We start from the raw sequence: 25,215 nt of genomic DNA, 5'->3' as shown, positions 1-25,215 counted from the left end.
TGATGAGCCTGGATCCAAACGCCCCCGGATGGACCGGGGACGGTCACGCCGTGGTGATCGGCTCCAGCCTCGCCGGACTGACGGCAGCGCGGGCGCTGGCCAACTCGATGGACCGGGTCACCGTCATCGAACGCGACCGGCTGCCCCGCGGCGCCCGCTGGCGGCGCGGCGTGGCCCAGTCCCGGCATGCCCACAACCTCATGGCCGCCGGCCATGAGGGCCTGGAGATCCTGTTCCCCGGCATCTCCCGGGAGCTGATCACCGCCGGCATGGTCCGGGTCCGCATGCCCGAGGACATGCTGCTGCTCGGCCCGCAGGGCTGGATGCCGCGGTTCGACACCGGCCTGTCGATGATGACCGGCACCCGCGACGTCCTCGACGCCGTGGTCCGCCGCCGCCTGCTCGCCGAGCCCAAGGTGACGATCCTGGAGGAACACGAGGTCATCGGGCTCGAGCCGGGCCGCAATGACACCGTCACCGGCGTGTGGGCCCGCCCCAAGGACGCCAAGGCGACCGGCGGCTGGGGCGAGAAGCGACTGATCCCCGCCGAGTTCACCGTGGATGCCAGCGGCCGCAGGTCCCGGGCCCCGCAGTGGCTCACCGAACTCGGCTACGGCGCGCCCGAGGAGTCGGTGGTCAGCGCCAGGACCGCGTACGCCACCCAGGTCTTCGCACCGCCCGTCGGGCACGTCGCCGACTGGACCTGCATGCTGCTGATGGCCTCGCCCGACTGCCCGCGCCAGGGCATCCTGAACCCGATCGAGCGCGGCCGCTGGATGGTGTCGGTCTCCGCCTCCGGCGACGAACGCCCCGCCACCAGCCCGGCCGGCCTGCTGGAGGCGGCCGGCAAGCTGCGCGACCCGGTGCTGCGCGAGGTCATCGAGTCGGCGAGCCCGCTGGGCCCCGTACACGGCTCCGGGCGCACCGAGAACCGGTGGCGGCACTACGAGAAGATGCGCCGCTGGCCCGATCAGTTCCTCGTCCTGGGCGACGCGCTCGGCGCCTTCAACCCCAGCTACGGACAGGGCATGTCGGTGGCCGTGCAGTCGGCACTGGTGCTCGACGAGCTGCTCACCGCCCACGGCACCGTCGTCGGCCTGGCGTACCGGCTGCGGCGCAGGCTCGCGCGGACGATCGCCCCCGCCTGGCAGCTGGCGTCCAGCATGGACCTCGCCTATCCGTGGGCGGCCGCGGCCAGTCCGCCCGGCGCCGTGGATCGGCTCGGCAAGAAGTACATGGACCGGATCGCCGCGGCCGCGGTCACCGACCACCATGCCGCGCGGCTGCTGATCGAGCTGACCATGCTGCTCGCACCGCCCACGGCGGCCTTCCGGCCCCGGGTACTCGCCGCCGCCCTGCGCGGTCCGCGCGGCGAGCTGCCCACCGGGCCGCCCAGCAAAACGCACGGCCCCGGCGCCCGGCGTCCCCGCCCGGCAGCCGCCGCCCGGCCGTCGGCAGAGCCGGCCCCCGCGGCCACCCCGGAACCCGCACAGGCGCGGAGGCAGAGATGACAACCGTCCCGCAGACGTCGCCGGCACCCGCGCCGGCGGGCACGGTCAGCGAGGAGATCACCTTCGGCATCCGCTACGCCGGCGCCGAGTGGACCCTCGCCGCCGAGCTGCTGGTGCCGGCCGGCGGCGCGAGCACGGTGCAGGTACTGCTGCCCGGACTCACCTACGACCGCCGCTACTGGACCGTGCCCGGCGAGCTGGACTACAGCGCGCACATGCTGCGCGCCGGCCACGCCGTGCTGCTCCTCGACCGGCTCGGCACCGGCGCCTCCAGCCGGCCGGACGGCCACCAGGTGAACCTGGATTCCCACGTGGCGAGCATTCACCACGTCGTCCAGGAGCTGCGCACCGGCACCCCGGCCGGACGGTGGTTCCCGCGGGTGGTCACCATCGGCCACTCGTACGGCTCCGGGCTGGCCATCGTCGAGGCGGCCCGGCACCGGGACGTCGATGCCGTGGTGGTCACCGGGATGCTGCACGCGCAGTCGGGCTTCTACAAGAAGGTCGACAAGGTCCACGAGTTCTTCCACCCGGCAGGGCAGGACCCGCTGCTCGCCGGCTCCGGCGCGCCCGCCGACTACCTCACCCAGCGGCCGGGCCGCCGGGCCCGGATGCTCGAGTACGCGCCCGGCATCGACCCGGAGCTGAGCGACTACAACGAGCGGATCAAGTCCACCGCCACCTGGGGCGAGGGCAACTCGCTGCCCGAGACGTACCTCGCCGAATACTCCCGGGCCATCGAGGTGCCCGTCCTGGTGGTGGTGGGGGAGCACGACGCGCTCTTCGCCGGCGACGACATCGGCTTTGCCGCCGAATCGACGGCCGTGCAGCAGTACGAACAGGACTACTACTCCCCGTCCGCCCAGCTGGAAGCCCACGTCATCCCCGGCTGCGGACACTCCCTGAACCTCCACCGCGACGCACCGCGGTGCTACGCCCTGACCCGCGCCTGGCTCGCACGGCACTTGCCCGCCGGGCCCCAGTGATGCCGCACCCTCCACTCAAAAACCCAAGGAGTATTGATGTTAGACAGGCTGTCACGCCTGGTGCTGCGCTCACCGAAGAAGGTAGTGCTGCTGACGCTCCTGTTCGTGTTCCTCGCGGGCGGCGCCGGCAGCGGCCTTCAGGACCGGCTCACCATGGGCGGCTACGAGGCTGCCGGCACCGAGTCCAAGAGCGCCGCCGAGCAGATGGAGAAGACCTTCAAGCAGGGCGAGCCCAATATCCTGCTGCTCATCAAGGACGATCGCGGCGTCGACGACGCGGCCGTGTCCAAGACCGGCCGGGAGCTGACGGACAAGCTCTCCAAGGAGGCGGACCTCACCGGCGTCCTGTCGTACTGGACGGCGAAGAGCGACGCGCTGCGCAGCAAGGACGGCAACGAGGCGATCGTCCTCGGCCGTATCACCGGCGACTTCGACAACCAGGTCGATACGGCCGAGGCCCTGGACAAGGAGTACTCGGGCAAGGTCGACGGCCTTGAGGTCCAGACCGGCGGCTCGGCCATGATGTGGTTCGAGAACACCAAGCAGGCCGAGGAGGACGCCACCAAGGCCGAGTCCATGGTCTTCCCGCTGGTGCTGATCGTCCTGGTCATCATCTTCGGCAGCGCCATGATGGCGCTGCTGCCGCTGACGGTGGCACTGGCCGCGATGATGACGTCGATGGGGGCCCTGTTCGCCGTCACGTTCTTCAGCGACACCTCCAACGTGGTCGTCAACACCACCACGTTCCTCGGGATCGGCCTGGGCATCGACTACTGCCTGCTGTTCGTCACCCGGTACCGCGAGGAGCTGCGGCTGGGCAAGGAGATCAACGAGGCGATCACCACAACGGTGCGCACCTCGGGGCGCACCATCCTGTTCTCCGCGCTGACCGTGGCCGTGGCCTTCCTGGCCCTGTTCGCGCTGCCGTTCACCGTGCTGCACTCGCTGGCCATCGGCTGCATGACCACCGCGCTGGTGGCTGCCGCCGGCACCCTGATCATCGCGCCGGCGCTGCTGAAGTGGATCGGCCCGCGGGTCGACAAGTGGCGGCTGATCAAGCGTAAGCAGGACCCGGCCAAGGACGGCGGCGGCTTCTGGCACAGCCTGTCCACGGCCGTGATGCGCCGCCCGGTCCGGGTCGCGGTCCTGGTGCTCGCCATCGCGTTCGCGCTGGCCCTGCCCGTATCCGACATGAAGCTGCGGCTGCCGGACGAGAGCGTGCTGCCCGCGGATGCCAAGTCGGCGCAGGTCTCACAGGTGCTGAAGGACGACTTCAACACCCGCGAGCAGCAGGCGCTCAACGTCGTCGCGGCAGGTTCGGGCAGCCCCGAGTCCAAGTCCGGCGACATCGACGGCTACGCCAAGGACCTCTCCGCGCTCACCGGCGTCAGCCGCGTGGACGCGTTCACCGGCTCGTACGCCGACGGCAAGAAGGTCGCGCCCGCCGGTGAGGCGAACGCCCGCTTCGGCGCGGCGGACGCGACCTATCTGGCCGTGGTCCCCAGCGTCGACTCGTACGCTCCTGAGGGCGAGGCGCTCGTCGACGACGTACGGGCCACCAAGGCGCCGTTCGACGTCGAGGTCGGCGGTCCGGCGGCGGTCAGCACCGACACCTTCGACACGCTCAAGGAGCACCTGCCGCTGGCCGCGGCCATCCTCCTGCTCGGCATGTTCGTGCTGCTGTTCCTGCTGACCGGCAGCGTGCTGCTGCCGCTGCAGTCGATCGTGCTCACCGGAATCAGCCTGACCGCGACCTTCGGCGCCCTGGTGTTCATCTTCCAGGAGGGCCACATGGCGAGCCTGTTCGGTGACTTCATCATCACCGGGGCGCTCACCTGGACCGTGCCCATCATGCTCTTCGGCCTGGCCTTCGCCCTGGCGATGGACTACCAGGTGTTCATGCTGGCGCGGATCAAGGAGGAATACGACCGCACCGGCGACAACGAACTGGCGGTCGCCGGCGGCCTGGAGCGGGTCGGCAAGGTGGTCACCTACGCGGCCATCCTGCTGTCCCTGGTGTTCCTCGTGCTCACCACCTCCGGCATCAGCTACATGAAGGCCATCGGCCTCGGCATGGCGCTGGCCATCCTGATGGACGCCACGCTCATCCGCGGCGGACTGCTGCCCGCGCTGATGAAGCTGCTGGGCAATGCCAACTGGTGGGCGCCCGGACCGCTCAAGCGGCTGCACGACCGCTTCGGCATCAGCGAGTCCGGGGAAGAGCCGGCGGCCGGCAGCACCGGCTCCGGCGGCGGAGGCGGCGCAGGCGCCTCGACGACGGTCGCCGCGCGTCAGCAACGACGTCGCTGACACCACTACAGCCCGGGGGGCGCGCGGCGCCTGCGCACCCCCGGGCCCCTCATTGGGAGGAGGACAGCCCGATGCCCAGCAGCCGGCTGTTCGGTGACCGGCCGTGTGGCAGTCCGGTCCGGCACTGACAGAGGCGGGCCCGGCCCGGCAGGCGGCCCGCCGCTACGAAAACGACGAACAGCGGTGGCGCGCCGTACGCGAGCGCGACCAGGACGCGGACGGACGCTTCTACTACGTGGTCACGACCACCGGCATCTACAGCCGGCCGTCGTGCGCCGGACCGCCGGCCCGCCGCGAGAACGTGGAGTTCCACGCGTCCCTGGAGGATCTGAACGCCCGCGGCTACCGGCCGTGCCGCCGCTGCTGCCCGGGTGACGTCGAGCCCGACCGCCTGTACGCCGACGTCGTGGCCCGCATCTGCCGGCTGATGGACGCCGCGCCGGCGCGGCCGAACCTGCACGAGCTGGCCGGCAGCGCCGGATACAGCCGCTACCACTTCCACCGCATGTTCAAATCCGTGACCGGGGTGACACCGCACTCCTACTGGACGGCCGTGCGGGCGCGCCGGGTGCGCCGGGCGCTGACGCGGACCCGGACCATAGCGGACGCGATCTACCAGGCGGGTTTCAACACCAACGGCCAGTTCTACGCCGCCTCCTCGGCCATCCTGGGGATGACACCTCAGGCGTTCCGCGCCGGCGGGGCGGGCGTGACGATCCGCTCGGCCATGGGCATGAGCGAGGCGGGACCGGTGCTGGTGGCCGCGACGGACAAGGGCGTGTGCTCGGTCGTGGACGGCCCCGAGCCCGCCGCCCGCGCCCGGCTGGCCCAGCTGCTGCCGCATGCCCGGCAGCAGACAGGCGACGCGTGGTTCGAGGTGCGCGTCGCCCAGGAGGTGGCCGGCGCGCAGGCCGTGCACCCGGCGGCGCTGCTGCTGCCGCCGGAGGTCCGGGCCGTCTGCCGGCACGAGCGGATCCGGCAGTGCCTCGACCCGCTGTTCCACCCGGACATTCAGGCGCAAACGGAACCTTAAGCCCCAAACAGCCACGGTGCGTTGCCATCGTCATCATGCAACCCACACACCTCCCTTCCTCCCCGCCCGCCGCCGGCCGGCTGCCGACGCTCACCGGGCTCCGGTTCGCCGCGGCGCTGGCGGTATTCCTCACCCACGCCGCGATGCCGTTGCCGCTGCTGCGGCTGCTCGCGGACGATGAGGCGGCCCATGACTTCTCGCGGGCGACCACCCATACCGGGTCCATCGGCGTCGCGTTCTTCTTCGTCCTCAGCGGGTTCGTGCTGTCCTGGTCGGCCCGGCCGGGCGACACCATGCGGTCCTTCTGGCGCCGCAGATTCGTGAAGATCTACCCCAACTACGCCATCACCTGGGCGCTGGCCATGCTGGTCTTCGCCGCCGCGTACACCCCGTCCCGCACGGCCATCGCGAACCTGCTGATGGTGCACGTATGGATTCCGGATTTCGACTACCTCTTCAGCGTCAACACCCCGAGCTGGTCGCTGGGGTGCGAGCTCTTCTTCTACGCGTCGTTCCCGCTGCTGCACCGCCTCTTCGCACGCATCCGCCCCGAGCGCCTGGTGGCGTGGATCGCCGCGGTGGCACTCGCCGTCATCGCGACGCCCTGGGTGGCCGAGACCTTCCTGCCCGACCACCCCGCCGTGCCGGTGGTCGACGCGCCGCCCGAGAACTCCACCCTGCAGTACTGGTTCATGTATTTCCTGCCGCCGGTGCGGATGCTCGACTTCATCCTCGGCATGCTCCTTGCCCGAGCCGTGCTCGCGGGCCGGCTGCCGAAGATCGGGATGGTCTGCTCCGGTGTGCTGCTCGCCGGCAGCTATGTGCTGGCCCTGCACGTGCCGATCGGGTACGCGCAGCGTTCCGTCGCCATCGTGCCGATAGCGCTGCTGGTCGCGGCGGCCGCCCGCGCCGACCTGCGCGGCAGCTTCACACCGTTCCGCAACCGCGTGGCGGTCCGGCTCGGCGAGATCTCCTTCGCGTTCTACCTGCTGCACTTCGTCGTCCTCGTCGGCGGCCGGAAGCTGCTCCCCGACGGCCGCATGTACTCCGTCGCGGAAACCGCGTGGCTGCTGGCGGCGATGCTCGTGGTGGCGGTGCTCGCCTCCTGGGCGCTCTACGCCTTCGTCGAGCGGCCCATCACACGCCGCTGGTCCACGCCCCGCAGCCGGCCGCCCGATGAGTCCAGAGTGCCGAGCACAAGCGCAACTTTCTGAGTGACCCGGGCCTGCGGCGCTTCGTACCGTGGCCGCGAAAGACTGGCCCGCAACAGGGAGTTGGATGGTGGCAACCAACGCTCACGGCATACGCAGACGCAATTTCCTCACCGGGGGTGCGGCCGCCTCGTCGGCCGCACTGCTGACGGGCGCGGGCGGCCTGCTCGCGCCCTCCGCGGCCGCCGAGGAGGCGGGCGCGGCGGCCGAGCCGCTGACCACGGTCACGCCCGCCGACAAGCGGTACCCCGACCTGGTGCGGGGATACAACCAGCGCTGGTCCGCCGCGAAGCCGGAGAAGATCTGCCTCGCCAGGACCACCGAGCAGGTGCAGGAGGTGGTGCAGCGCGCCGTGACGGCCGGCAAGCGGCTGACGGTGCGCAGCGGCGGCCACTGCTTCGAGGACTGGGTGTTCAACTCCGAGGTGAACGTCGTCCTCGACATGGCCAAGATGGACCGGATCTATTTCGACCCCGCGAAGAAGGCCGTCTGCATCGAGGCCGGGGCGCAGGTGCTGGACGTTTACGAGCGCCTGTACCGCTCCTGGGGCGTCGCCCTTCCCGCGGGCACCTGCTTCCAGGTCGGCATCGGCGGCCATGTCGCCGGTGGCGGCTGGGGCCTGCTCCTGCGCCGTGACGGCCTGGTGGTCGACCACCTGTACGCCGTCGAGGTCGTGACCGTTACGGCCGCCGGGGTGGCGAAGACCCAGGTGGCGACCCGCGACCAGGCAGACCCGCACCGCGAACTGTGGTGGGCCCACACCGGTGGCGGCGGCGGCAACTTCGGCGTTGTCACCCGCTACTGGTTCCGCACCCCCGGCATGAGTGGCGCCAGCGCCGAGAACGCGCTGATGCAGCCCCCCTCGGAGGTGCTGCTGAGCGCCATCACCTGGCCGTGGGCCGAGATGACAAAGGAACGCTTCACCCGCCTGGTGAAGAACTACACCGACTGGCATGTGAAGCATCTGAAGCCGGGCACCGTGAACGACTACCTGACCAGCTGCCTGTGGCTGAACCACAAGTCGGCCGGCTACATCGGACTGGTCACCCAGGTCGACGCCGGCGCCCCGGGCGCGCAGCAGGCCCTGGACGACTATCTGGCCGCCATTACCGAGGGCCTCGGCGTAACCGCACAGCCCATGACGGTCCCCATGGGCGAGATCGCGGCGCAGCCCGGCCTGGCCAAGCCGCGCCGGATGCCCTGGCTGCAGGCCGCCCGCTCCATCGGCACCACCAATCCGACGCTGAACGACCCCACCCTCAAGTGCGACATCAAGTCCGCGTACTACAAGGCGACAATGCCGGCCGCGCAGATCGACGAGATGCACCGGCATCTGACGCGGGACGACCTGGTCAACCCCACCGCCTGCGTGCAGCTGTCCGCCTTCGGCGGCCGGACCAACGCCGTCGCGACGGACGCCACCGCCGCACCGCACCGGACGGCCGCGTACAAGGGGGCCTGGGGACTGTGGTGGTCGGACCCGGCGCAGGACGACATCTCGCTGCGCTGGATCCGCGAGTTCTACCACGGGGTCTTCGCCGATACGGGTGGCGTCCCGGTCGTGAACGACGTGACCGACGGGTGCTACGTCAACTACCCGGACATCGACCTCAGCGACGAGAAGTACAACACCTCGGGCGTGCCGTGGCACGAGCTGTATTACAAGGACGGCTATCCCCGGCTTCAGCAGGTCAAGAAGAAGTACGACCCACGCGACTTCTTCCGCCACAGCCAGTCCGTCCGGCTCCCGTAGCCCAACGACCATGGAACAGGACACCTGATGGCCAAGCCCAAACGCCCCAAGAACATAGGGGCCCACTTCGACCACTTCGCCGACCGGCCGGGTCCCATCTGGCACCTGGACCGGCCCTTCGACATCGCCCCGGACCGCGGCAAGGCCTACGACCACACCGGGATCGCCCGGCTGGTCGCGGAGATGTCGGGACGGCTCGCCGAGGCCGGTCTCGGCCGCGGTGACCGGCTCGCCATCATCAAGCACAACCACATGGACGTCCTCCTCCTCGCCGCCGCGGCCGCCCGCATCGGCGCCCTGCCGGCCATGATCACCTCGACCTTCGCCCCGGACATCCTCGGCAAGATGATGGAGCGCCTGGAGCCCAAGGTGATCATCGCCGCGGACTCGGTGCTCGCCGCCGCCGCGGAGTCCGGTGTCACCCTGGCCGGACCCGGCACCCGCGTGGTGGCGATCGAGGGGGAGAAGGACCTCGACGGCACCGTCCGCCTGGCCGACCTGGACGGCGCCGGCGTACCTGTCCCGGACCTGCGGCCGGACGCGGAGCCGATGCTGCTCACGCACACCTCCGGCACCACGGGCGTACCCAAGTTCGTGATGCACTCGGCCGACACCATAGGTGTGTACGGGGTGATGGAGACGATCCGCATCCCGTTCCTGTCCACCCGGCCCGACGACACCATGGCCTCCTGCATCGCCTTCGTGCACTCGCGGGCGCTCACCTGGCTCATGGCCCAGTCCGTGCTCATCCCCTCCAAGGTGGTGGTGATGGGCGGCTCCGACCCGGAGACGGTCGTGGAGACCCTCTCCCGGAACCGGCCGACCACGCTGGAGGCCTGTCCGAACATCTTCCAGCGCTGGGAGCGGCTGCCGAAGACGCATCCGCAGCTGTTCACCGACGTGCGGTCGTTCATCTCCACCTTCGACGCCATCCACCCCAGCACGGTCCGCACCTTCCTGGCCGCCACCCGGCGGCGGCGCCCGGTCTGGGCGCAGAGCTGGGGGCAGAGCGAGATCGGTCCGGCGACGCTCGCCGCGTACTCCAAGCGGAAGGCGATGCGCAGCGAGGGCGAGGCGTTCACCAACAACGTCGGCCGCCCGATCCCGTTCGTCACCAAGATCAAGGTGGTCGACGCCGAGACCCGCAAGCCCGTACGGCGCGGCGAGCGCGGCATCGTCCTGGTCAAGACCAAGGGGCTCTGCCTCGGCTACCTCGGCGAGCCGGACCGGCACCGCGAGAAGCTGTGGGACGGCTGGTGGAACACCGGCGACGTCGGCGTCCACCGCCGTACCGGGAGCGTCGAGGTCCTCGACCGCGAGATCGACGTCATCCCCGGCGCCAGCGGCATAGAGCTGGAGAGCCTGCTGCTGGAACGCCTGGAGGACGCCACCGAGGTCATCGTCCTCGGCGATCCGAACGGCGCGCCGGTGCCGGTCGTCTCCACCCACTCCGGAACCCTGGACCGGGACGCCTGGCAGCGTGCCACCGCGGACCTGCCCGCTCTCGCGGAGCCGCGGGTGATCGACTGGAACGACTTCCCGCGCACCGGCACCTGGAAGGTCCGCCGCTTCGACCTGCGCCAGAAGGTCCTGCAGAGCCAGGACACCTATGGCACCGGGCGCTGGACATAAGCCCCGCGATCCCGAGTATTCGTCCCGTGAAAGAGAACCCGTGAGGTGGCAACCCACATGTCTGTTCCATCAACCCCGAAGAGCCGTGTCGTCACGGCCATCGACGAGCTGTTCGTCAACCTCGAGCCGGAGGCGGTGTACCGCCACTGGGCGGAGGACTTCGTCCAGCACAGCCCGCTGGTGTCCGACGGCCGGGAGGGCCTGCGGACCACGATCGTGCAGCTGGGCACCCTCGGCTTCAAGTACGAGATGAAGCGGGTGCTGGCCGACGGGCAGTGGGTCGTGCTGCACGCACACGGCGGCGGCGTCTCCCAGCCGTTCGCCGTCTTCAATCTGCTGCGGGTGGAGGACGACCGCCTGTCCGAGCACTGGGAGGTCGTGCAGCCGCAGATCACCGAAACGGTGAGCGGTCACGGCATGCTGGACGGCGCCACCGAGATCACCGACCTGGACCGCACCGACGCCAACCGGGATCTGGTGCGTACGCTGCTGGAGAAGGTCTTCATCGCCGGAGACCCGGCGGCACTGGACGGCTACCTCGACGGCGATGCGCTGATCCAGCACAGCCCGCAGGTCGCCGACGGCGCCGGCGCGCTGCGCACCTGGATCGCCGAAGGACCGCGCCGGTACGAGACCCTCGACCTGCTGATCGCAGAGGGGAACTTCGTCTGGGCCCAGAGCAAGGGCACCGTCGACGGCAGCCCGCATGTGCTGAACGACCTGTTCCGCATCGACGGCGGAAAGATCGCGGAGCACTGGGACGTCATAGGCGGGATTCCGTCCCAGCTGCCGCACAACAACTCGCTGTTCGCGACCTTCTGAGTGCTCAAGCCCGTGCGGTGCCATCACCGTCATCGACGGTGATGGCACCGCACGGGCAGTCGTCGGCCGCGCTGCGGGCCGCGTCGTGCAGCGCCGCCGCGGGCCGCGGCCGCAGCAGTACGACGGTGCCGTCGGCATCGCTCTGGTCGAACAGCTCCGGGACCGCCCATGCGCACAGCCCGGAGCCACAGCACCGGTCCCGGTCGACACTGATGCGCACGCCGCCTCCTCACCAGGCCACGGGAAGCGCCTCGACGCCGAAGATGAACCCGCGGTAGCGAAAGGACAGATCGGCCATCGGCACGGCAAGCCGCAGCCCGGGCAAGCGGGTGATGAGCGCCTCGAACGCCAGCCGCAGCTCCAGCCGGGCCAGATGCTGGCCGAGGCACTGGTGCATGCCGAATCCGAAGGTGAAGTGCCGCCGTGCCGGCCGGGCGATGTCGAAGCTCTCCCCGGCCACGAACTGCGCCGGATCGCGGTTGGCCGCCGGCGGCAGCACGATCACGGCCTCGCCGGCCCGGATCCGTACGCCGCCGAGGTCGGTGTCGGCGGTCGCCGCGCGCGCCAGCCCGCCCTCGGCGAGCGGCACGAAGCGCAGCACCTCCTCGACCGCCTGGTCCAGCAGGTCGGGACGGGTACGCAGCAGCGCGAGCTGTTCGGGGTGCGTCAGCAGGGCGAGGACGCCCAGCGCGATCATGTTGGCGGTCGTCTCGTAGCCGCCGATCAGCAGCAGCAGCGCGATGCCGATGAGCTGCTCGCGGTCCACCTGCCCGGCCTGCTCGTAGCCGACCAGGCGGGAGAGCAGGTCGTCGCCCGGGGTGCCGCGCTTCTGCGTGGCCAGGCCGTCGAAGTACGCGCGCAGGTCCAGCGCGGTCTGCTTCAGCCGCGCGAGGTCCGCGGTGCCCTCCGCCAGCACGGAGATCAGCCCCTGGAAGAAGGCCCGGTCGGCGTAGGGCACGCCCAGCTGCCGGCACGTCACCAGTGAAGGAACGGGCAGGGCATAGCCGGAGACGAGATCGCCTTCAGGGCCGCCCGCCGTCAGCTCTGCGAACGCCTCTTCGACGGCCTGCTCCACCAGCGGCCGCAGCCGCTGCACCGCACGGACGGTGAACTCGCCCGCCACCAGCCGCCGGTAGTAGGCGTGGTCGGGGTCGTCCATGCCCAGGAACGACAGCGCCCCCGGCGCCGCGCCGCCACCGAACTGCGGATAGCCCGGCGCCGACTGCACCGCCGTGAACCGGTCGTCGGTCAGCACCGCACGCACCTCGGCGGCGCCCGTCACCAGCCACACCGGCAGGCCGGTGACGAAGGTGACGGGCGCGACCGGCTGCCCCTCGCGCAGGGCCCGGTAGGCGTCGAGACGGAACGGCGACTCGCGCTGCGCGGGGAAGTCGAGGGCGCTCGGCAGGCTCGTCACCTGAGGTGGGTACATGTCACCAGATCCCCTTCTCGGGGTCGGCCTGCACCCGGCCGGACGCCAGATCGTCGAGGCCGCCGTCGAGTGCGGCCACGATCTGCTCCACTTCGCCGTCGGTGACGATGAGGGGCGGGATGACCATGATGGCCGGGACCATCGCCAGGTTCGACACCAGCACCCCCCGGGCCTCCACGGCCAGCCGCAGCGCGTTCACCCGGTACGGCTCCCAGGGCGTCCCGTCCGCGTCGGCGAACTCCACCGCATGCATCAGACCGGTCCCGCGGACGGCGGCGATCTCCGGGCGGCCGCGGGCGAGTTCGTCGAGCAGCTCGCGCAGCCTGCCGCCGCGGGCGCGCACCCCCGCCAGCAGCTCGCCGTCGGCGAGTTCGTCGACCACCGCGATGGCGGCCGCGAGCGCGAGCGGGTGCCCGTCGTTGGTGGCCCCGGTGAGGAAGGGGCGCAGCTGCGAGGCTTCCTGCAGCCGCTCGTAGATGCCGTCGGACAGCACGACGGCGGACAGCGGGGCGTACCCCGACGTCAGGCACTTGCCGAGGGTGATGATGTCGGGCGTGGCACCGACCTGTCCGCTGCGGGTGAAGTCGCCGACCCGCCCCATTCCGGTGGTCACCTCATCCATGATCACGTGGATGTCGTGCCGGCGGCAGAAGTCGCCCACGGTGCGCAGATACTCCGCATCCAGGACGTGTCCGCCTTCGCCGACCACCGGCTCCAGCACCACCGCGGTGACCCGCTCGGGGCCGTAGTCGGAGATCATGCGCGGCAGGTCGGCCATGCGGTCGGCCGCCACCGGTTCGAAGGGGCCGCGGGCGTGCAGTACGTCGGGAATCAGCGGCCCGGTCTGGTGGTGCACGTACGGCAGCCCTGTCAGCGCGCCGGCGGTGGCGCCGAAGCCGTGGAACTGCCGCCACAGGCCGAAGACCACGGTGCGTTCCGGGGTGCCCTCGGCCCGCCGCAGATAGCGGGAGAGGAGCACCGCCATCTCCACGACCTGCGATCCATTGCTCGCGAAGCGGATCTTGCCGTACCCGTCCGGCAGGTGGGCGACGATGCGCTCGGCGGCCTCGAGCGCCACCGCCGCGGGCCGGCCGTACGCCTGCAGATTGCTGTACGGCAGCGAGCGCAGCTGCCGCTCGATGGCCGCGATCAGCCGCGGGTTGTCATAGCCGAGAGAGACATTCCACAGCCCGGAGCGCGCGTCGAGATACCAGGTGCCGGCGGCGTCGCGCACCGCGGCGCCCTTGCCCTCGACGAGGAGCTTGTCCGGGGTCAGGTGCTGAAGATAGGTCCGCATCGACGGGCTGTTCCACAGCGCGTAGCGGTCCGGGTCCATCATGGTCGCGGCCCCCGCTCAGAACATCCCGTTGCCGTGCGGCATCTTCTCGGGCACCTCGGTCCGTACGTCCCACAGCTCCGCGATCTTCCCGTCGGCGACCCGGAACAGGTCGGCGAACAGATGCGGCTTGCCGTCGAGGGTGCCCTCGGACTGGGCGAAGACGAAGTTGCCCTCGGCCATGATCCGGTGGAGCTTGAGATAGTCCGCGCCCGACAGCGTCTCGCGCAGCCCCGCCACCCCGTCGGCGATCCCCGTGGCGTGCCGGATCAGCGCGTCGCCGTCGAAGAACTCCGCGGGCGAGGGGCGGGCGCCGCCGATGAAGACGTCCTCGACCAGCCGCCGGACCAGTGCTTTGTTGGCGTCCGTACGGTCGGCGTCGGCGATCTCGCTCGTGCCGTCGCCCATGTCGTGCCCGGACGCGGTCGGCCCGGTCTCCGGGGACACCGCCTCCCAGTGCTCGGCGATCTTGCCGTCGGCGGCGCGGTAGAGGTTGAACAGGATGAGCGGCACCTCGGCGAGCCCGGTGACGCGGGCGTGCAGCAGCACGAACTCGTCGTCGGCGATCGCGCGCAGCAGGTCGTAGCGTGCGCCGGCCCCCTTGGCCTGCTCGGTGAGCTGGCGCAGGCCGTCCCGGCCGTCCGCGCAGAGCGGGCTGTGCTGGATGAAGTCGGGGGCGTAGTAGGTCTCCAGAGCGCCGTCGGTGTCCGTGCCCGCGGTCAGCGCCTTGACGCCCTCGATGATCAGGCTCTTCGTGGTCATCTGTGCTCCAGGATGTGAGTTCGGCGGCGGGGATGTCAGCGGCCGGCGGTGACCGGCAGCGCCTTGAGGGCGCGGGAGAGCAGGCTGGGCTTGTACTCCAGGCGTTCGTCGGCGAGCGTCAGCTCCGGCACCCGGCGGAAGAGCGCACCCAGCGCCGTCTTCCCCTGCGTACGGGCCAGGGGTGCGCCGAAGCACACGTGCATGCCGGAGGCGAAGCTGAGGTGCCGGTTCTCGGTGCGGGCCAGATCGAGTGTGTCCGGCTCCGCGAACGCCTCCGGGTCGCGGTTGGCGGCGCCCCGGACCACGATCACCTGTTCCCCGGCGCGCACGACGGTGCCCGCACCCAGGTCCACGTCCTCGAACGCGACGCGGATCGACAGGTGCGAGGGCGAGTCGTAGCGCAGCAGCTCCTCGACCGCGCTGGGGGTCAGCTCCGGTTCGGCGCGGAAGCGGGCGAGCTGCCGCGGGTGCCGCAGCAGGGCCAGGGCGCCGTTGCCGATGAGGTTGGTGGTGGTGCCGTGGCCGGCGATGAACAGCAGGATGCAGGTGCCCAGCAGCTCCTGCTCGCTGATCTGCCCGTCGTCCTGCGCGGCCACCAGGCGGCTCAGCACGTCCTCGCCGGGCTCCTGGCGGCGCTCGGCCGCCAGTTCCCGGAAGTAGTCGTTGAGAGACGCCAGCGCCTCGTCCCTGGCCTGATGGTTGGCCTGCGAGATGCTGAACGAGGGGCTCACCCCGGCCAGATAGTCGTGCGCCCACTTCTCGATCATCGGGTGGTCGGGCTCCGGGACCCCGAGCAGGTGGCAGATCACCCCGAACGGCAGCCGGTGCGCCAGCGCGGCGATCACGTCGAACCGCGGGCCGTCCGCCAGCGCCTCGTCCAGCAACTGCTCGGTGCGCCGCTCGATGTAGCCGTTCGCGTTGCGCATCACGCGCGGCCCGAACGTATCGCGCAGCACCCGGCGCATCCGCGTGTGGTCCGGCGGATTCATGAAGATGAGCATGTGCCGCTGGTCGGCGAATCCACCGGGCAGCGCGGAGCCGTCACCCGTATCCTCGGCGGCCGCCGCTGTCTCCTCGGCAGCCGCCGCGGCGGGCGGCGGGTATCCGAACCGGTCGTCGCGCATGACCTGATCGCATTCCCGGTGGCGGGTGAGCACCCAGAAGCCGGCCGGGCTGCGGAAGACGGGGCTGCTTTCCCTGAGCCGCTGATAATGCGGATACGGGTCCTGCCTGAAGGTCGGGTCGTCCGGGTCGAAGCCGAGCACATTCCCGGCGCCACCCCGCATCTTCGTCGTGCCGCTCACATGCCCTCCACTCGGATTGCCGGGCACGCCGTCACCTTCTGGTTACGACGGGCAGGCGTCACGCAACCACAGCCGCAGGACAGCCGGGAAGGGACAATTCTCTGCCATATCCATTGCCGGGCCGCGGCTGGACGGACGCGGAATCACGCTATAGGCCCGGTTCCCGCCCGGTGGCCGCCGGATGTGCTGCGAAAACCTGCATGACAAGTTCTTGCCATGCCGATCGGGAAGGGCCATGGCAGCAATAGCAATACGCTGCCGTCATGACACATGTGCGGAATAGGGCCGAGGTGGCGGCCGAACCGGACTTCACCGAGCGGGTGTTGGGAGCGGTGCTCGAAATGTGCCGCGAGCAGCGCTACGAGGAGCTGACCCTGGCCGCCGCCGCCCGGCGGTCCGGCGCCGCCGAGGACGAGCTCACCGCCCGGTGGCCGGCGAAGAACCTGCTGGTCATGGAGGCGCTCCTGCACGCGGTCGCCCCGCACATGAAATTCCCGGACACCGGCGACATCGCGGCGGACCTCGAGGCGCAACTGGCCGCGGTGATCCGCCTCTTCGCCGATCCGGGGATCGGCCCGCACCTGACCGCGGTGATCGCCGACGTGCACGCCGACGAGCGGCTCGCCGCCGCCTTCCGTAAGAAGGTCTACGGGCCCAACCGGACCGTCGCCAGGGCCCGGTTCGAGGTCGCCCAGCGGCAGGGCCAGCTGCGCCAGGACATCGACCTGGACACCGCCGTCGACCTGGTCTTCGGCCCGATCTGGTTCCGGCTGCTGCTCGGCACCTCACCGCTGACCGCGGAACTGGCCACGCACATCACCGACCATGCGCTCGCCGGCCTCGCTCGCGCCGGGGAGGACGACAAGGGCTACGAGGCACCATGAGCAGCACCGAGGACACCGCCACGGGCCGGACGCGCACCGCCCCGCCGCGCGGCGAGAAGCTGGCCGACTACTTCGACTCCCGCACCGGGATCTACTCGGGCAAGAAGCTGATCCGCAAGACCTTCCCCGAGCACTGGTCTTTCATGTTCGGGGAGATGGCGCTCTACAGCTTCGTCATCCTGGTCCTGACCGGTGTCTTCCTCACGCTCTTCTTCGAGCCGTCGATGGGGGAGACCGTCTACGAGGGCTCGCACGACCCCTTGAACGGGATCCGGATGACCAAGGCGTACGCCTCGACCGTGGAGCTCAGCTTCGATGTGCGCGGCGGGCTGTTCATCCGCCAGCTGCACCACTGGGCCGCGCTGGTCATGATCGCCTCGGTGTGTCTGCATCTGCTGCGGCACTTCTTCACCGGCTCCTTCCGCAGGCCGCGCGAGATCAACTGGCTCATCGGCTTCACCATGTTCGTGCTGCTCATCATCGAGGGCTTCGCCGGCTACTCGCTCCCCGACGACCTGCTCTCCGGCACCGGGCTGCGCATCGCCCAGGGTGTCGTGCTGGCGATCCCGCTGGTCGGCACGTATCTGCACATGTTCCTGTTCGGCGGCGAGTATCCCGGCGGCGACGTCATCGGCCGGCTGTATTCGGTGCACATCCTGCTGATCCCGGGCATCCTGGCGGCCCTGGTCGTGGCCCACTTGATCTTCGTCGTGGTGCACAAGCACACCCAGTTCCGCGGCCCCGGCAGGACCGAACGCAACGTCGTCGGGCAGCCGTTGCTGCCGGTGTACGTGGCCAAGGCGGGCGGCTTCTTCTTCTGCGTCTTCGGCCTCCTGTCGCTCATAGCGGCGACCGTCACCATCAACCCGGTGTGGAAGTTCGGCCCGTACCGGCCGGACCAGATCTCCCAGGGCTCCCAGCCCGACTGGTACATGGGCTTCCTCGAAGGCGCGCTGCGCGCCTTCCCCGCCTGGGAGCTGACGCTGCCGGGCGGATACACCGTCAATATGGCGGTGCTGCTGCCCGCCGTCGTCCTGCCCGGGCTGATGGCGGCGGCGATCGCGCTGTGGCCGTTCCTGGAGGCGTGGGTCACCGGCGACCGGCGCGAGCACCACCTGCTGGACCGGCCGCGCGAGCATCCGACCCGCACCGCGTTCGGCTGCGCGTTCGTCGCGTTCTACCTGGTGCTGTTCTTCGGCGGCGCCAACGACGTGCTGGCGCACCGGATGGGCCTGTCGATGAACATGATCACCTGGATCGTACGGATCGGTGTCTTCGTCATACCGGTGGTGACCTACATCGTGACCAAGCGGATCTGCCTCGGGCTGCAGCACCGCGACCGGGACAAGCTCCTGCACGGCCGCGAGACCGGCCGTCTGGTGCGGCTGCCGCACGGCGAGTTCGTCGAGGTGCACGCGCCGCTGGACCGGGGGCGGGAGTACACGCTGCTGTCCCGCGAGGTGTTCAAGCCGCTGGAGGCGCCCAAGCCGCACAACGGCGAAGGCGTCCCCAACCCCCGGCTGCGCCGCCAGCTCATCCGCTACCGCCTCAGCCGCTGGCTGTACGGCGAGCAGGTGCCGACCCCCACCGCGAGGGAGTTCGCGCTGGCGAGGGAGCACAACGGGCACCGGCTGCCCGCGCTCGACGGCCACGAGGCGAGCGGCCAGAACGGTCAGGCGAAGCTCGCCGAGCTCGCCAAGCACGGCAGCCAGGCATCGGAGGACACCGGCACCCGGTGAGATCCCGGCGCCGTGAATGACCCGTGCCCCCGGCCGCACCGACACGGCCGGGGGCACAGCCGCGCTGTCAGCCTCCCAGTGACAGCGCTCGCAGCCGCCCGAGGACCCGGTCCACCAGTGCGCCTGCCGCACCGGTGTAGGCAGCCGGATCCGTCAGGGCGTCGAGGTCTGCTCGGGTGAACGACTTCTCGATCCCGGGTACTTCGCCGAGCAGCTCCGCAAGCGGGCGACCGTCGGCCGCGGCCGCGAGCGAAGCCGTGGTGACGGCGGCCTTCGCCGGTGCCTTGCCGAGCACGGGCGCCAGCCGCGCCGCCAGCCGCTCGGCGACGATCAGCGCACCGGTGCTGTCGAGGTTGGCGCGCATCCGCCCGGCATGCACGCTGAGCCCTCCGGTCAGCTCCGCGGCCGTGTGCGCGGCCCCGCCGACCAGCCGCAGCGCCTCGCGCAGCGGCTGCCACTCGGCGTGCCACGCCCCGGCGGGCCGCTCGTCCTCCGCGAGCAGCGCCTGCGTCACCGTGGCGGTGAGCAGCGGCACCTGCGCGGCGGCCGAGCGGATCAGCGTGGACAGCACCGGATTGACCTTCTGCGGCATCGCTGAGGACGCGCCGCGCCCCGGCGCGGTGGGCTCGCTGACCTCGGCCACCTCGGTACGGGACAGCGACTGCACATCCACGGCGATCTTGCCGAGCGCGCCCGACGCCTGGCCCAGCACCGCGGCCACGTCGGCGAGCGGGGTGCGCACGGTGTGCCACGGCGCCGTCGGCACGGCGAGCCCGAGCTCCGCGGCGTACCGGCCGAACAACTCCGCCACAAAATCGGCGGGGCGGTCCGCCACGCCGGCCGGCGCGTCGATCCGGGCGTACTCCAGATATCCGGCGAGCGTGCCGGCGGCGCCGCCCAGCTGCGCGGGCAGGCCGGAACCGACGAGGGACGCCATGCGCTCGCGGGCGTCGAGGACGCCCTGCAGCCAGGTGGCTGCCTTGAGGCCGAAGGTGGTGGGCACGGCGTGCTGGGTCAGCGTGCGGCCCGCCATCGGGGTGTCGCGGTGCTCCGCGGCCAGCGCGGCGAGATGGTCCGACGTGCGCTCCAGCTCGCCGAGTACGAAGCCGAGCGCCCGCCCGGTGACCAGCATCGCCGCGGTGTCCAGCACGTCCTGGCTGGTGGAGCCGCGGTGCACGTAGTGCGCGGCCGCCGCGTCGCGGGCGGCCACCGCCTCGGTGAGCGCCGCCACCGTCGCCACCACCGGGTTGGCCGCGGCCCGGGAGGCCTCGGCGAGTGCCCGCACATCGAAGTTCTCCGCCCGGCCCACCTCGGTGATCAGCTCGGCCGCCGCGCTCGGCACCAGGCCCATGCGCATCTGCGCCCGGGCCAGCGCCGTCTCCGCGTCGAGCATGGCCTGCAGCCACGCCCGGTCGCCGACCAGCGGCTCGATGGGCGATCCGGCGCGCACCGGCGCGAGCAGACCGGTGTCGTCTTCGGCGTTGGACATCAGGCGGCCCTACCTTCCAGATCACGGGTGAACCCCAGCCATTCGTAGGGTTGTGGCACCCAGGGGGGCGGGGTGTGGCTCTCAGGCTGGCTGCCGTTCGAGGCTGAAGAGGCTTGGCCGCCCCGCTCCCCACGACGACTCGGCCGCCGATTAGGAAGTGCGACAAGGTCGCTGTGTAGGGCAATGCCGGCGAGGTCGTCCGTGGTACGCCAGACAGGAACGACTTCGGGAGCACGATGAGCCGGATATGGGCCGGGATCGACTGCGGCAAGACCCACCACCACTGCGTCGCCATGGACACCGACGGCAAGACCTTGCTGTCGCGCAGGGTGGCCAACGACGAGCAGGAACTCGTCCAGCTCATGGGCGATGTCCTCGACCTCGCCGACGGCCGCGAGGTGACGTGGGCGATGGACATGACCGGCGGTGAACCGGGTCTGCTGATCGCAGTCCTGGTCAACCACATGCAGGAGCTGCTCTACATCCCAGGCCGCATGGTCAACCGAGCGGCCGACACCTACCGGGGCGAGGGCAAGACCGACGCCCGCGACGCCAGGATCATCGCCGACCAGGCACGCATGCGCCGTGACCTCCAAACGATCCGGCCCGACGACGAGACCACGATCGAGCTGCGGCTGCACACCAGCCACCGCACCGACCTGGTCGCCGACCGCACCCGAACCATCAACCGTCTGCGGGGCACCCTGCTGAGCATGTTCCCCGCACTCGAACGTGCCCTGGAACTCACCAACGCCGGGCCGCTGGTCCTTCTCACCGGCTACCAGACACCCGCCTCCCTGCGCCGCATCGGCGTCAGCCGGCTGACCACCTGGCTGCGCAACCGCAAGGTCCGCGGCGCCGAAAGCCTCGCCAAAGCGGCCGTGGAGGCCGCCGCACGCCAACACACCGCCGTGGCCGGAGAGAAGGTCATCGCGAAGATGGTGCACACCTTGGCGAGGGAGGTGATGGCCCTCAACGAGAAGATCGCCGAGATCGACAAGCTCATCGAGGGCCGGTTTCGCGAGCACGAACTCGCCGAGGTCATCTTGAGCATGCCGGGCATGGGGCCCAAGCTCGGTGCCGAGTTCCTGGTCGCCATCGGCGGCAGCCTGGACGGCTTCCCCACCGCGGACCGCCTCGCGGCCTTCGGTGGCGTCGCTCCCGCCCCGCATGACTCCGGCAAGACCAGCGGCAACCTGCGGCGCCCTCAGCGCTACCACCGGCGCCTGCAGCGCGTCTTCTATACCTCCGCGCTGGTCAGCTCCTGGAGCGATCCCAACTCCAAACGGTTCTACGACCGCAAGCGAGCCGAGGGCAAGAGCCACGTCCAGGCCGTCCTCGCGCTCGCCCGCCGGCGCGTCAACGTGCTGTGGGCCCTCATCCGAGACCGAAGGTGCTACCAAGTCACGCCGCCAGTCACGCTCGCCGCTTGACAACAGCATTAGGAAGCCTCCGATCCGGTGGCGGCGCCCGGCACCGTGAACGCCGGGTCGTCGGCGAGCCGGAGCGCGGCGCGGGCGATGGCATCCGAGTCCCCGAGCGTCACCGAGTTGACGCCCGGGCGGATCCCGGCGGCGGTGACCCAGTGCACGGACTCGGTGGGCACACCGTAGGCGAAGCGCCGCGGATGCGGGCGGCCGCCGGCGTCGATGAGCCGGTACGGGCGCTGGGTGACGGCGAGCCCGCCGGTCTCGTACGCCTGCCCGCCGGCGCCGTGCACATGATGGAGCGAGCACTGCCCGGTGGCCTTCAGGTGGCGCAGCAGCGGGTCGGCGGTGCGGCGCAGGTCGATGTCGGGAAGCCGGGCCTCGATCAGCGCCGTCGCCTGCACCGTGGAGCCGAGCACGCGCGGCGAGGTGGCGACGAAGCGGCGGGCCGCCGGGTCGAGGCTGATCTGCACTCCGGGCCCGACGACGGACAGCACGCCGGCCTCGATGAGCGCGACCATCTCCTCGATCCGGGAGGCGGGCGGGCCGATCGACAGATAGGCGTTCAGGGGCGTGTACCACCGGTCGAGGTGCTGGCGGTGGGAGGCGGCGGTGAGCCCGTTGTGGTCGACGAGCAGGCGGATCTCGTTGCGCAGGTCGCGCAGCGCGTCGAGGGCCGATTTCAGCGGGCCGGTCACATTGCCCTCGTGTGCGGCGGAGATGTCCCGGCGCAGCCGGTCGACGAGCCAGTCGCGCCAGGCGGCCGGGCCGTCGAACTGCGCGCCCCGGGTGGGCTGATCGATGGCCTCCCAGTCCCAGCGGTCCGCCGCGGCGATGCCGTACTCGTCCAGCAGCGTCTCCGCGGCGGCGCCGCGCGGCGCGGCGAGGAACCGCTCGCGGAAGGCGTCGACGGCGAAGACATCACGGCTGCGGGCGAGCAGAGCCGTGTAGTAGACCGTCTCGACCTCCTTGGCCACCAGCGGCCAGATGTCGGCTTCGAAGTTCAGGCCGGGGCCGGAGCGGGCTTGCCGGCGCAGCTTCTCCACCATCTTCTCGTCGAGCAGCAGCGGGAGGTGACGGCCGTGGGCGCCCTTCTCGTTCTCGCCGCGCGCGTGGTACGGCACGCCGCGCCGGGATCCGGCGTGCATCCGCGGCTCCCGGCCGGAGGGACGGTAGACGAGTCGGCCGTCGCGGCGCTCATAGCTGCCGCCGCGGCCCTGCGTGAACAGCGCCATGTAGTCGAAGAAGTTCAGCCCCAGACCGCGCAGCAGCACCGGTTCGCCGGGGGCGATGCCGTCCAGGTCGACGTCGGCGGGGTTGGCGGGCCGCAGATGGGTCAGGCCCAGCCGGCGCGCCTCGGTGTGCAGCCGTGCCAGCGGCTCGGGGTCCACGGCCTCCACGTGGCCGATGGACAGCACCACGGCGTCCAGGCCGGTCAGCTCCTGCCCGTTCTCCAGCCGCACCCGCTGGGCCGGGCCGGCCGGCGAGCCGTCGACCGCGGCGTTGTCCAGGGCCACGGCGCGGGTCCGGTGGGTGACGATCTCGACGTGCTCAGGGGCCAGCGCCATCACCCGCTGCGCCACCCACTGAAGGTAGCGGCCGTAAAACGCCCTCGACGGATAGCTGTCAGGGCCGAGCCGGCGCGCCTCGGCCAGGGAACCCTCGTCGAGTCCTGATTCCTCGGGCTCCAGCGGGGCTATCAGCTGCGCCCACTCGTACAGGCTCGGGCCGGTGGCGAGCGGTCCCTCCATCTCCACCGAAGCGTCCGTGAACAGGCTCACCTGGGAGGCGACGGTGTTCATCAGCAGGTGCCGGGATTGGCCCGCGCGCCAGACTCGGCCGGAGCCTGGTTCCTCGGGATCGACCACATGCACCGTGAGATCGACTTCCGGTGCCAGCGCGGCGTTGGCACAGACACGTTCCAGCACCGAAAGCCCGCGAGGCCCGGTGCCTATGACGCACATGGTCAGCTGCTGATTTCCCATCTGCTGCTCCTGATCGCATGAGTCGACGGGGGAAACCGCGTCGATGGACTAGGCGGATTTCGGCGAAGGCGAATGCCCGTGAATGCGTTTCCCTGGGAAAGGAATTCGCTCGTTGGAAGGAAATCCGCTCACTGCGATCGCGGTCAACGAAAGCCGGGTGGCGGCCCCGAAATGCCGCTCGGCGAAAGGGAAATCCGCCATTTCCCTGCTGCGTTCCCGCCGCCCGCCCGCCGACCAGCCCGGGCCCGGTCACATCGGCCGCGGCGCCTTGCCATGGGTTTGTCAGGCGTGCCGCCGCGACCCAAGCGCTGCTTAAGCGCGGCGCCGGAGCATGGGGCGTCTTGAGCCCGCAACGAGTCCGACCTGACCCCAGGGAGTACCGTGTCCCGTCGCCTGTTCACCTCGGAGTCCGTGACCGAAGGTCACCCCGACAAGATCGCCGACCAGATCAGCGACGCCGTCCTCGACGAGCTGCTGAGCCAGGACAGCGGGGCCCGGGTGGCGGTGGAGACGCTGATCACCACCGGCCAGGTGCACATCGCCGGCGAGGTGACCACCTCCGCCTACGCGGACATACCGGCCCTGGTGCGCGAGACCATCCTCAGGATCGGCTACGACTCGTCGGCGAAGGGCTTCGACGGAGCCTCCTGCGGGGTGTCGGTGTCCATCGGCGCACAGTCGCCCGACATCGCCCAGGGCGTCGATGTCGCATACGAGAAGCGCGTGGCCGGCTCCTCCGATGACGCACTCGACCAGCAGGGCGCCGGAGACCAGGGCCTGATGTTCGGCTACGCCTGCAACGAGACGCCGTCGCTGATGCCGCTGCCGATCGATCTCGCCCACCGGCTCGCCCACCGGCTGGCGCAGGTCCGCAAGGACGGCACCGTCCCGTACCTGCGCCCGGACGGCAAAACCCAGGTCACCATCGAATACCTGGGCAGCAGGCCGGAGCGGCTGAACACCCTGGTCGTCTCCTCACAGCACGCCTCCGACGTCGACCTGGACGCGCTGCTCGCCCCGGACATCCGCCGCCACGTCATCGAGCCCGTACTGCAGCGGCTCGCCGACGACGACATCAAGCTGGAGGCCGATGACTACCGCCTCCTGGTCAACCCCACCGGCCGCTTCGAGACCGGCGGGCCGATGGGCGACGCGGGCCTGACCGGCCGGAAGATCATCATCGACACGTACGGCGGCATGGCCCGGCACGGCGGCGGCGCCTTCTCCGGCAAGGACCCGTCCAAGGTGGACCGGTCAGCCGCCTACGCCATGCGCTGGGTCGCGAAGAACGTGGTGGCCGCGGGACTGGCGGAGCGCTGCGAGGTCCAGATCGCCTACGCCATCGGCAAGGCCGAGCCCGTCGGCCTGTTCGTGGAGACCTACGGCACTCATACGGTGCCGGTGGAGCGCATCCAGCACGCCATCGACGAGATCTTCGACCTACGCCCCGCCGCGATCATCCGCGACCTCGACCTGCTCCGCCCGATCTACGCCCAGACCGCCGCCTACGGCCATTTCGGCCGGGACCTGCCGCAGTTCACCTGGGAGCACACCGACCGTGCCGAGGCCCTCCGCGCCGCCGCGGCCTGAGGCGGCGGG

General features: G+C 70.8%; 19 protein-coding genes. 12 read left to right on the top strand and 7 right to left on the bottom strand.

The window, feature by feature from the left end; genetic code table 11:
* Positions 1 to 2 precede the first annotated feature (2 nt).
* From ACNNMR_RS02335 to ACNNMR_RS02300, 8 genes are all read left to right on the top strand, one after another.
* Positions 3 to 1,511 (top strand): NAD(P)/FAD-dependent oxidoreductase, encoded by a 1,509-nt coding sequence (locus ACNNMR_RS02335; protein ID WP_419992788.1) that lies wholly within the window; start codon positions 3 to 5, stop codon positions 1,509 to 1,511.
* Positions 1,508 to 2,497 carry an alpha/beta hydrolase gene (locus ACNNMR_RS02330; RefSeq protein WP_419992787.1) on the top strand — a complete coding sequence of 330 codons (990 nt, stop codon included), beginning with the start codon at positions 1,508 to 1,510 and terminating at the stop codon, positions 2,495 to 2,497. The genes ACNNMR_RS02335 and ACNNMR_RS02330 overlap by 4 nt, the downstream gene beginning before the upstream one ends.
* 36 nt (positions 2,498 to 2,533) lie before the next feature.
* Entirely contained in the window at positions 2,534 to 4,807 is a 2,274-nt protein-coding gene (locus ACNNMR_RS02325) for an MMPL family transporter (RefSeq protein ID WP_419992786.1), read from the top strand.
* 103 nt (positions 4,808 to 4,910) lie between these two features.
* Positions 4,911 to 5,840, top strand: a complete 930-nt coding sequence (locus tag ACNNMR_RS02320) for a bifunctional transcriptional activator/DNA repair enzyme AdaA (protein WP_419992785.1) — start codon at positions 4,911 to 4,913, stop codon at positions 5,838 to 5,840.
* A 35-nt stretch (positions 5,841 to 5,875) separates the two neighbouring features.
* Positions 5,876 to 7,054, top strand: a complete 1,179-nt coding sequence (locus ACNNMR_RS02315) for an acyltransferase family protein (protein WP_419992784.1) — start codon at positions 5,876 to 5,878, stop codon at positions 7,052 to 7,054.
* Between the two features lie 67 nt (positions 7,055 to 7,121).
* On the top strand, positions 7,122 to 8,804 hold the full coding sequence (locus tag ACNNMR_RS02310) for an FAD-binding protein (RefSeq protein ID WP_419992783.1): 1,683 nt from the start codon (positions 7,122 to 7,124) through the stop codon (positions 8,802 to 8,804).
* A 27-nt stretch (positions 8,805 to 8,831) separates the two neighbouring features.
* Positions 8,832 to 10,436 carry a class I adenylate-forming enzyme family protein gene (locus tag ACNNMR_RS02305; RefSeq protein WP_419992782.1) on the top strand — a complete coding sequence of 535 codons (1,605 nt, stop codon included), beginning with the start codon at positions 8,832 to 8,834 and terminating at the stop codon, positions 10,434 to 10,436.
* A gap of 57 nt (positions 10,437 to 10,493) precedes the next feature.
* Entirely contained in the window at positions 10,494 to 11,258 is a 765-nt protein-coding gene (locus ACNNMR_RS02300; RefSeq protein ID WP_419992781.1) for a nuclear transport factor 2 family protein, read from the top strand.
* Positions 11,259 to 11,262: 4 nt separating this feature from the next.
* Here the strand turns inward: ACNNMR_RS02300 and ACNNMR_RS02295 are convergent, their stop codons facing one another.
* Genes ACNNMR_RS02295 through ACNNMR_RS02275 form a run of 5 tightly spaced genes read right to left on the bottom strand, consistent with a single transcriptional unit; the run spans position 11,263 to position 16,092 of the window.
* On the bottom strand, positions 11,263 to 11,478 hold the full coding sequence (locus ACNNMR_RS02295) for a ferredoxin (RefSeq protein WP_419992780.1): 216 nt from the start codon (positions 11,476 to 11,478) through the stop codon (positions 11,263 to 11,265).
* Positions 11,479 to 11,487: 9 nt separating this feature from the next.
* Positions 11,488 to 12,675, bottom strand: a complete 1,188-nt coding sequence (locus tag ACNNMR_RS02290; protein ID WP_419992779.1) for a cytochrome P450 — start codon at positions 12,673 to 12,675, stop codon at positions 11,488 to 11,490.
* 16 nt (positions 12,676 to 12,691) lie between these two features.
* Complete coding sequence (locus tag ACNNMR_RS02285) at positions 12,692 to 14,029, bottom strand: aminotransferase class III-fold pyridoxal phosphate-dependent enzyme (RefSeq protein WP_419992778.1); 1,338 nt, start codon at positions 14,027 to 14,029, stop codon at positions 12,692 to 12,694.
* Positions 14,030 to 14,044: 15 nt separating this feature from the next.
* Entirely contained in the window at positions 14,045 to 14,788 is a 744-nt protein-coding gene (locus ACNNMR_RS02280) for a nuclear transport factor 2 family protein (RefSeq protein WP_419992777.1), read from the bottom strand.
* Positions 14,789 to 14,823: 35 nt separating this feature from the next.
* A complete protein-coding gene (locus ACNNMR_RS02275) occupies positions 14,824 to 16,092 on the bottom strand; it encodes a cytochrome P450 (protein ID WP_419992776.1) in 1,269 nt (422 codons plus the stop codon).
* A gap of 263 nt (positions 16,093 to 16,355) precedes the next feature.
* Here ACNNMR_RS02275 and ACNNMR_RS02270 point away from each other — a divergent pair, with 263 nt between their 5' ends.
* Both ACNNMR_RS02270 and ACNNMR_RS02265 read left to right on the top strand, forming a co-directional pair.
* Complete coding sequence (locus tag ACNNMR_RS02270) at positions 16,356 to 16,976, top strand: TetR-like C-terminal domain-containing protein (protein ID WP_419992775.1); 621 nt, start codon at positions 16,356 to 16,358, stop codon at positions 16,974 to 16,976.
* Positions 16,973 to 18,715: a cytochrome b gene (locus ACNNMR_RS02265; protein ID WP_419992774.1), complete on the top strand. Its 1,743-nt coding sequence runs from the start codon at positions 16,973 to 16,975 to the stop codon at positions 18,713 to 18,715. Before ACNNMR_RS02270 ends, ACNNMR_RS02265 begins: the two co-directional genes overlap by 4 nt.
* A gap of 67 nt (positions 18,716 to 18,782) precedes the next feature.
* Here ACNNMR_RS02265 and ACNNMR_RS02260 read toward each other — a convergent pair whose 3' ends face one another.
* Positions 18,783 to 20,204, bottom strand: coding sequence for a class-II fumarase/aspartase family protein (locus ACNNMR_RS02260; protein WP_419992773.1), 1,422 nt, complete (start codon positions 20,202 to 20,204; stop codon positions 18,783 to 18,785).
* A 236-nt stretch (positions 20,205 to 20,440) separates the two neighbouring features.
* On the opposite strand from ACNNMR_RS02260, the gene ACNNMR_RS02255 reads away from it, so the two are divergent.
* A complete protein-coding gene (locus ACNNMR_RS02255) occupies positions 20,441 to 21,637 on the top strand; it encodes an IS110 family transposase (RefSeq protein WP_419992772.1) in 1,197 nt (398 codons plus the stop codon).
* An 8-nt stretch (positions 21,638 to 21,645) separates the two neighbouring features.
* Here the strand turns inward: ACNNMR_RS02255 and ACNNMR_RS02250 are convergent, their stop codons facing one another.
* Positions 21,646 to 23,616 carry an FAD/NAD(P)-binding protein gene (locus ACNNMR_RS02250; RefSeq protein WP_419992771.1) on the bottom strand — a complete coding sequence of 657 codons (1,971 nt, stop codon included), beginning with the start codon at positions 23,614 to 23,616 and terminating at the stop codon, positions 21,646 to 21,648.
* Positions 23,617 to 23,997: 381 nt separating this feature from the next.
* Between ACNNMR_RS02250 and metK the strand changes: the two genes are divergently transcribed.
* A complete protein-coding gene (gene metK, locus ACNNMR_RS02245) occupies positions 23,998 to 25,206 on the top strand; it encodes a methionine adenosyltransferase (protein WP_419992770.1) in 1,209 nt (402 codons plus the stop codon).
* Positions 25,207 to 25,215 lie beyond the last annotated feature (9 nt).

It is taken from the genome of Streptomyces boninensis (assembly GCF_048572725.1).
Lineage (GTDB): Bacteria > Actinomycetota > Actinomycetes > Streptomycetales > Streptomycetaceae > Streptomyces > Streptomyces boninensis.
This window is presented reverse-complemented; position numbering and strand designations above follow the sequence as displayed.

Excerpts from the sequence above, each read along its gene's own strand:
- ACNNMR_RS02335 (WP_419992788.1), top strand. The coding sequence starts at position 3 with ATGAGCCTGGATCCAAACGCCCCCGGATGGACCGGGGACGGTCACGCC.
- ACNNMR_RS02330 (WP_419992787.1), top strand. The coding sequence starts at position 1,508 with ATGACAACCGTCCCGCAGACGTCGCCGGCACCCGCGCCGGCGGGCACG.
- ACNNMR_RS02325 (WP_419992786.1), top strand. The coding sequence starts at position 2,534 with ATGTTAGACAGGCTGTCACGCCTGGTGCTGCGCTCACCGAAGAAGGTA.
- ACNNMR_RS02315 (WP_419992784.1), top strand. The coding sequence starts at position 5,876 with ATGCAACCCACACACCTCCCTTCCTCCCCGCCCGCCGCCGGCCGGCTG.
- ACNNMR_RS02305 (WP_419992782.1), top strand. The coding sequence starts at position 8,832 with ATGGCCAAGCCCAAACGCCCCAAGAACATAGGGGCCCACTTCGACCAC.
- ACNNMR_RS02300 (WP_419992781.1), top strand. The coding sequence starts at position 10,494 with ATGTCTGTTCCATCAACCCCGAAGAGCCGTGTCGTCACGGCCATCGAC.
- ACNNMR_RS02285 (WP_419992778.1), bottom strand. The coding sequence starts at position 14,029 with ATGATGGACCCGGACCGCTACGCGCTGTGGAACAGCCCGTCGATGCGG.
- ACNNMR_RS02280 (WP_419992777.1), bottom strand. The coding sequence starts at position 14,788 with ATGACCACGAAGAGCCTGATCATCGAGGGCGTCAAGGCGCTGACCGCG.
- ACNNMR_RS02270 (WP_419992775.1), top strand. The coding sequence starts at position 16,356 with ATGACACATGTGCGGAATAGGGCCGAGGTGGCGGCCGAACCGGACTTC.
- ACNNMR_RS02265 (WP_419992774.1), top strand. The coding sequence starts at position 16,973 with ATGAGCAGCACCGAGGACACCGCCACGGGCCGGACGCGCACCGCCCCG.
- ACNNMR_RS02260 (WP_419992773.1), bottom strand. The coding sequence starts at position 20,204 with ATGTCCAACGCCGAAGACGACACCGGTCTGCTCGCGCCGGTGCGCGCC.
- ACNNMR_RS02255 (WP_419992772.1), top strand. The coding sequence starts at position 20,441 with ATGAGCCGGATATGGGCCGGGATCGACTGCGGCAAGACCCACCACCAC.
- ACNNMR_RS02250 (WP_419992771.1), bottom strand. The coding sequence starts at position 23,616 with ATGGGAAATCAGCAGCTGACCATGTGCGTCATAGGCACCGGGCCTCGC.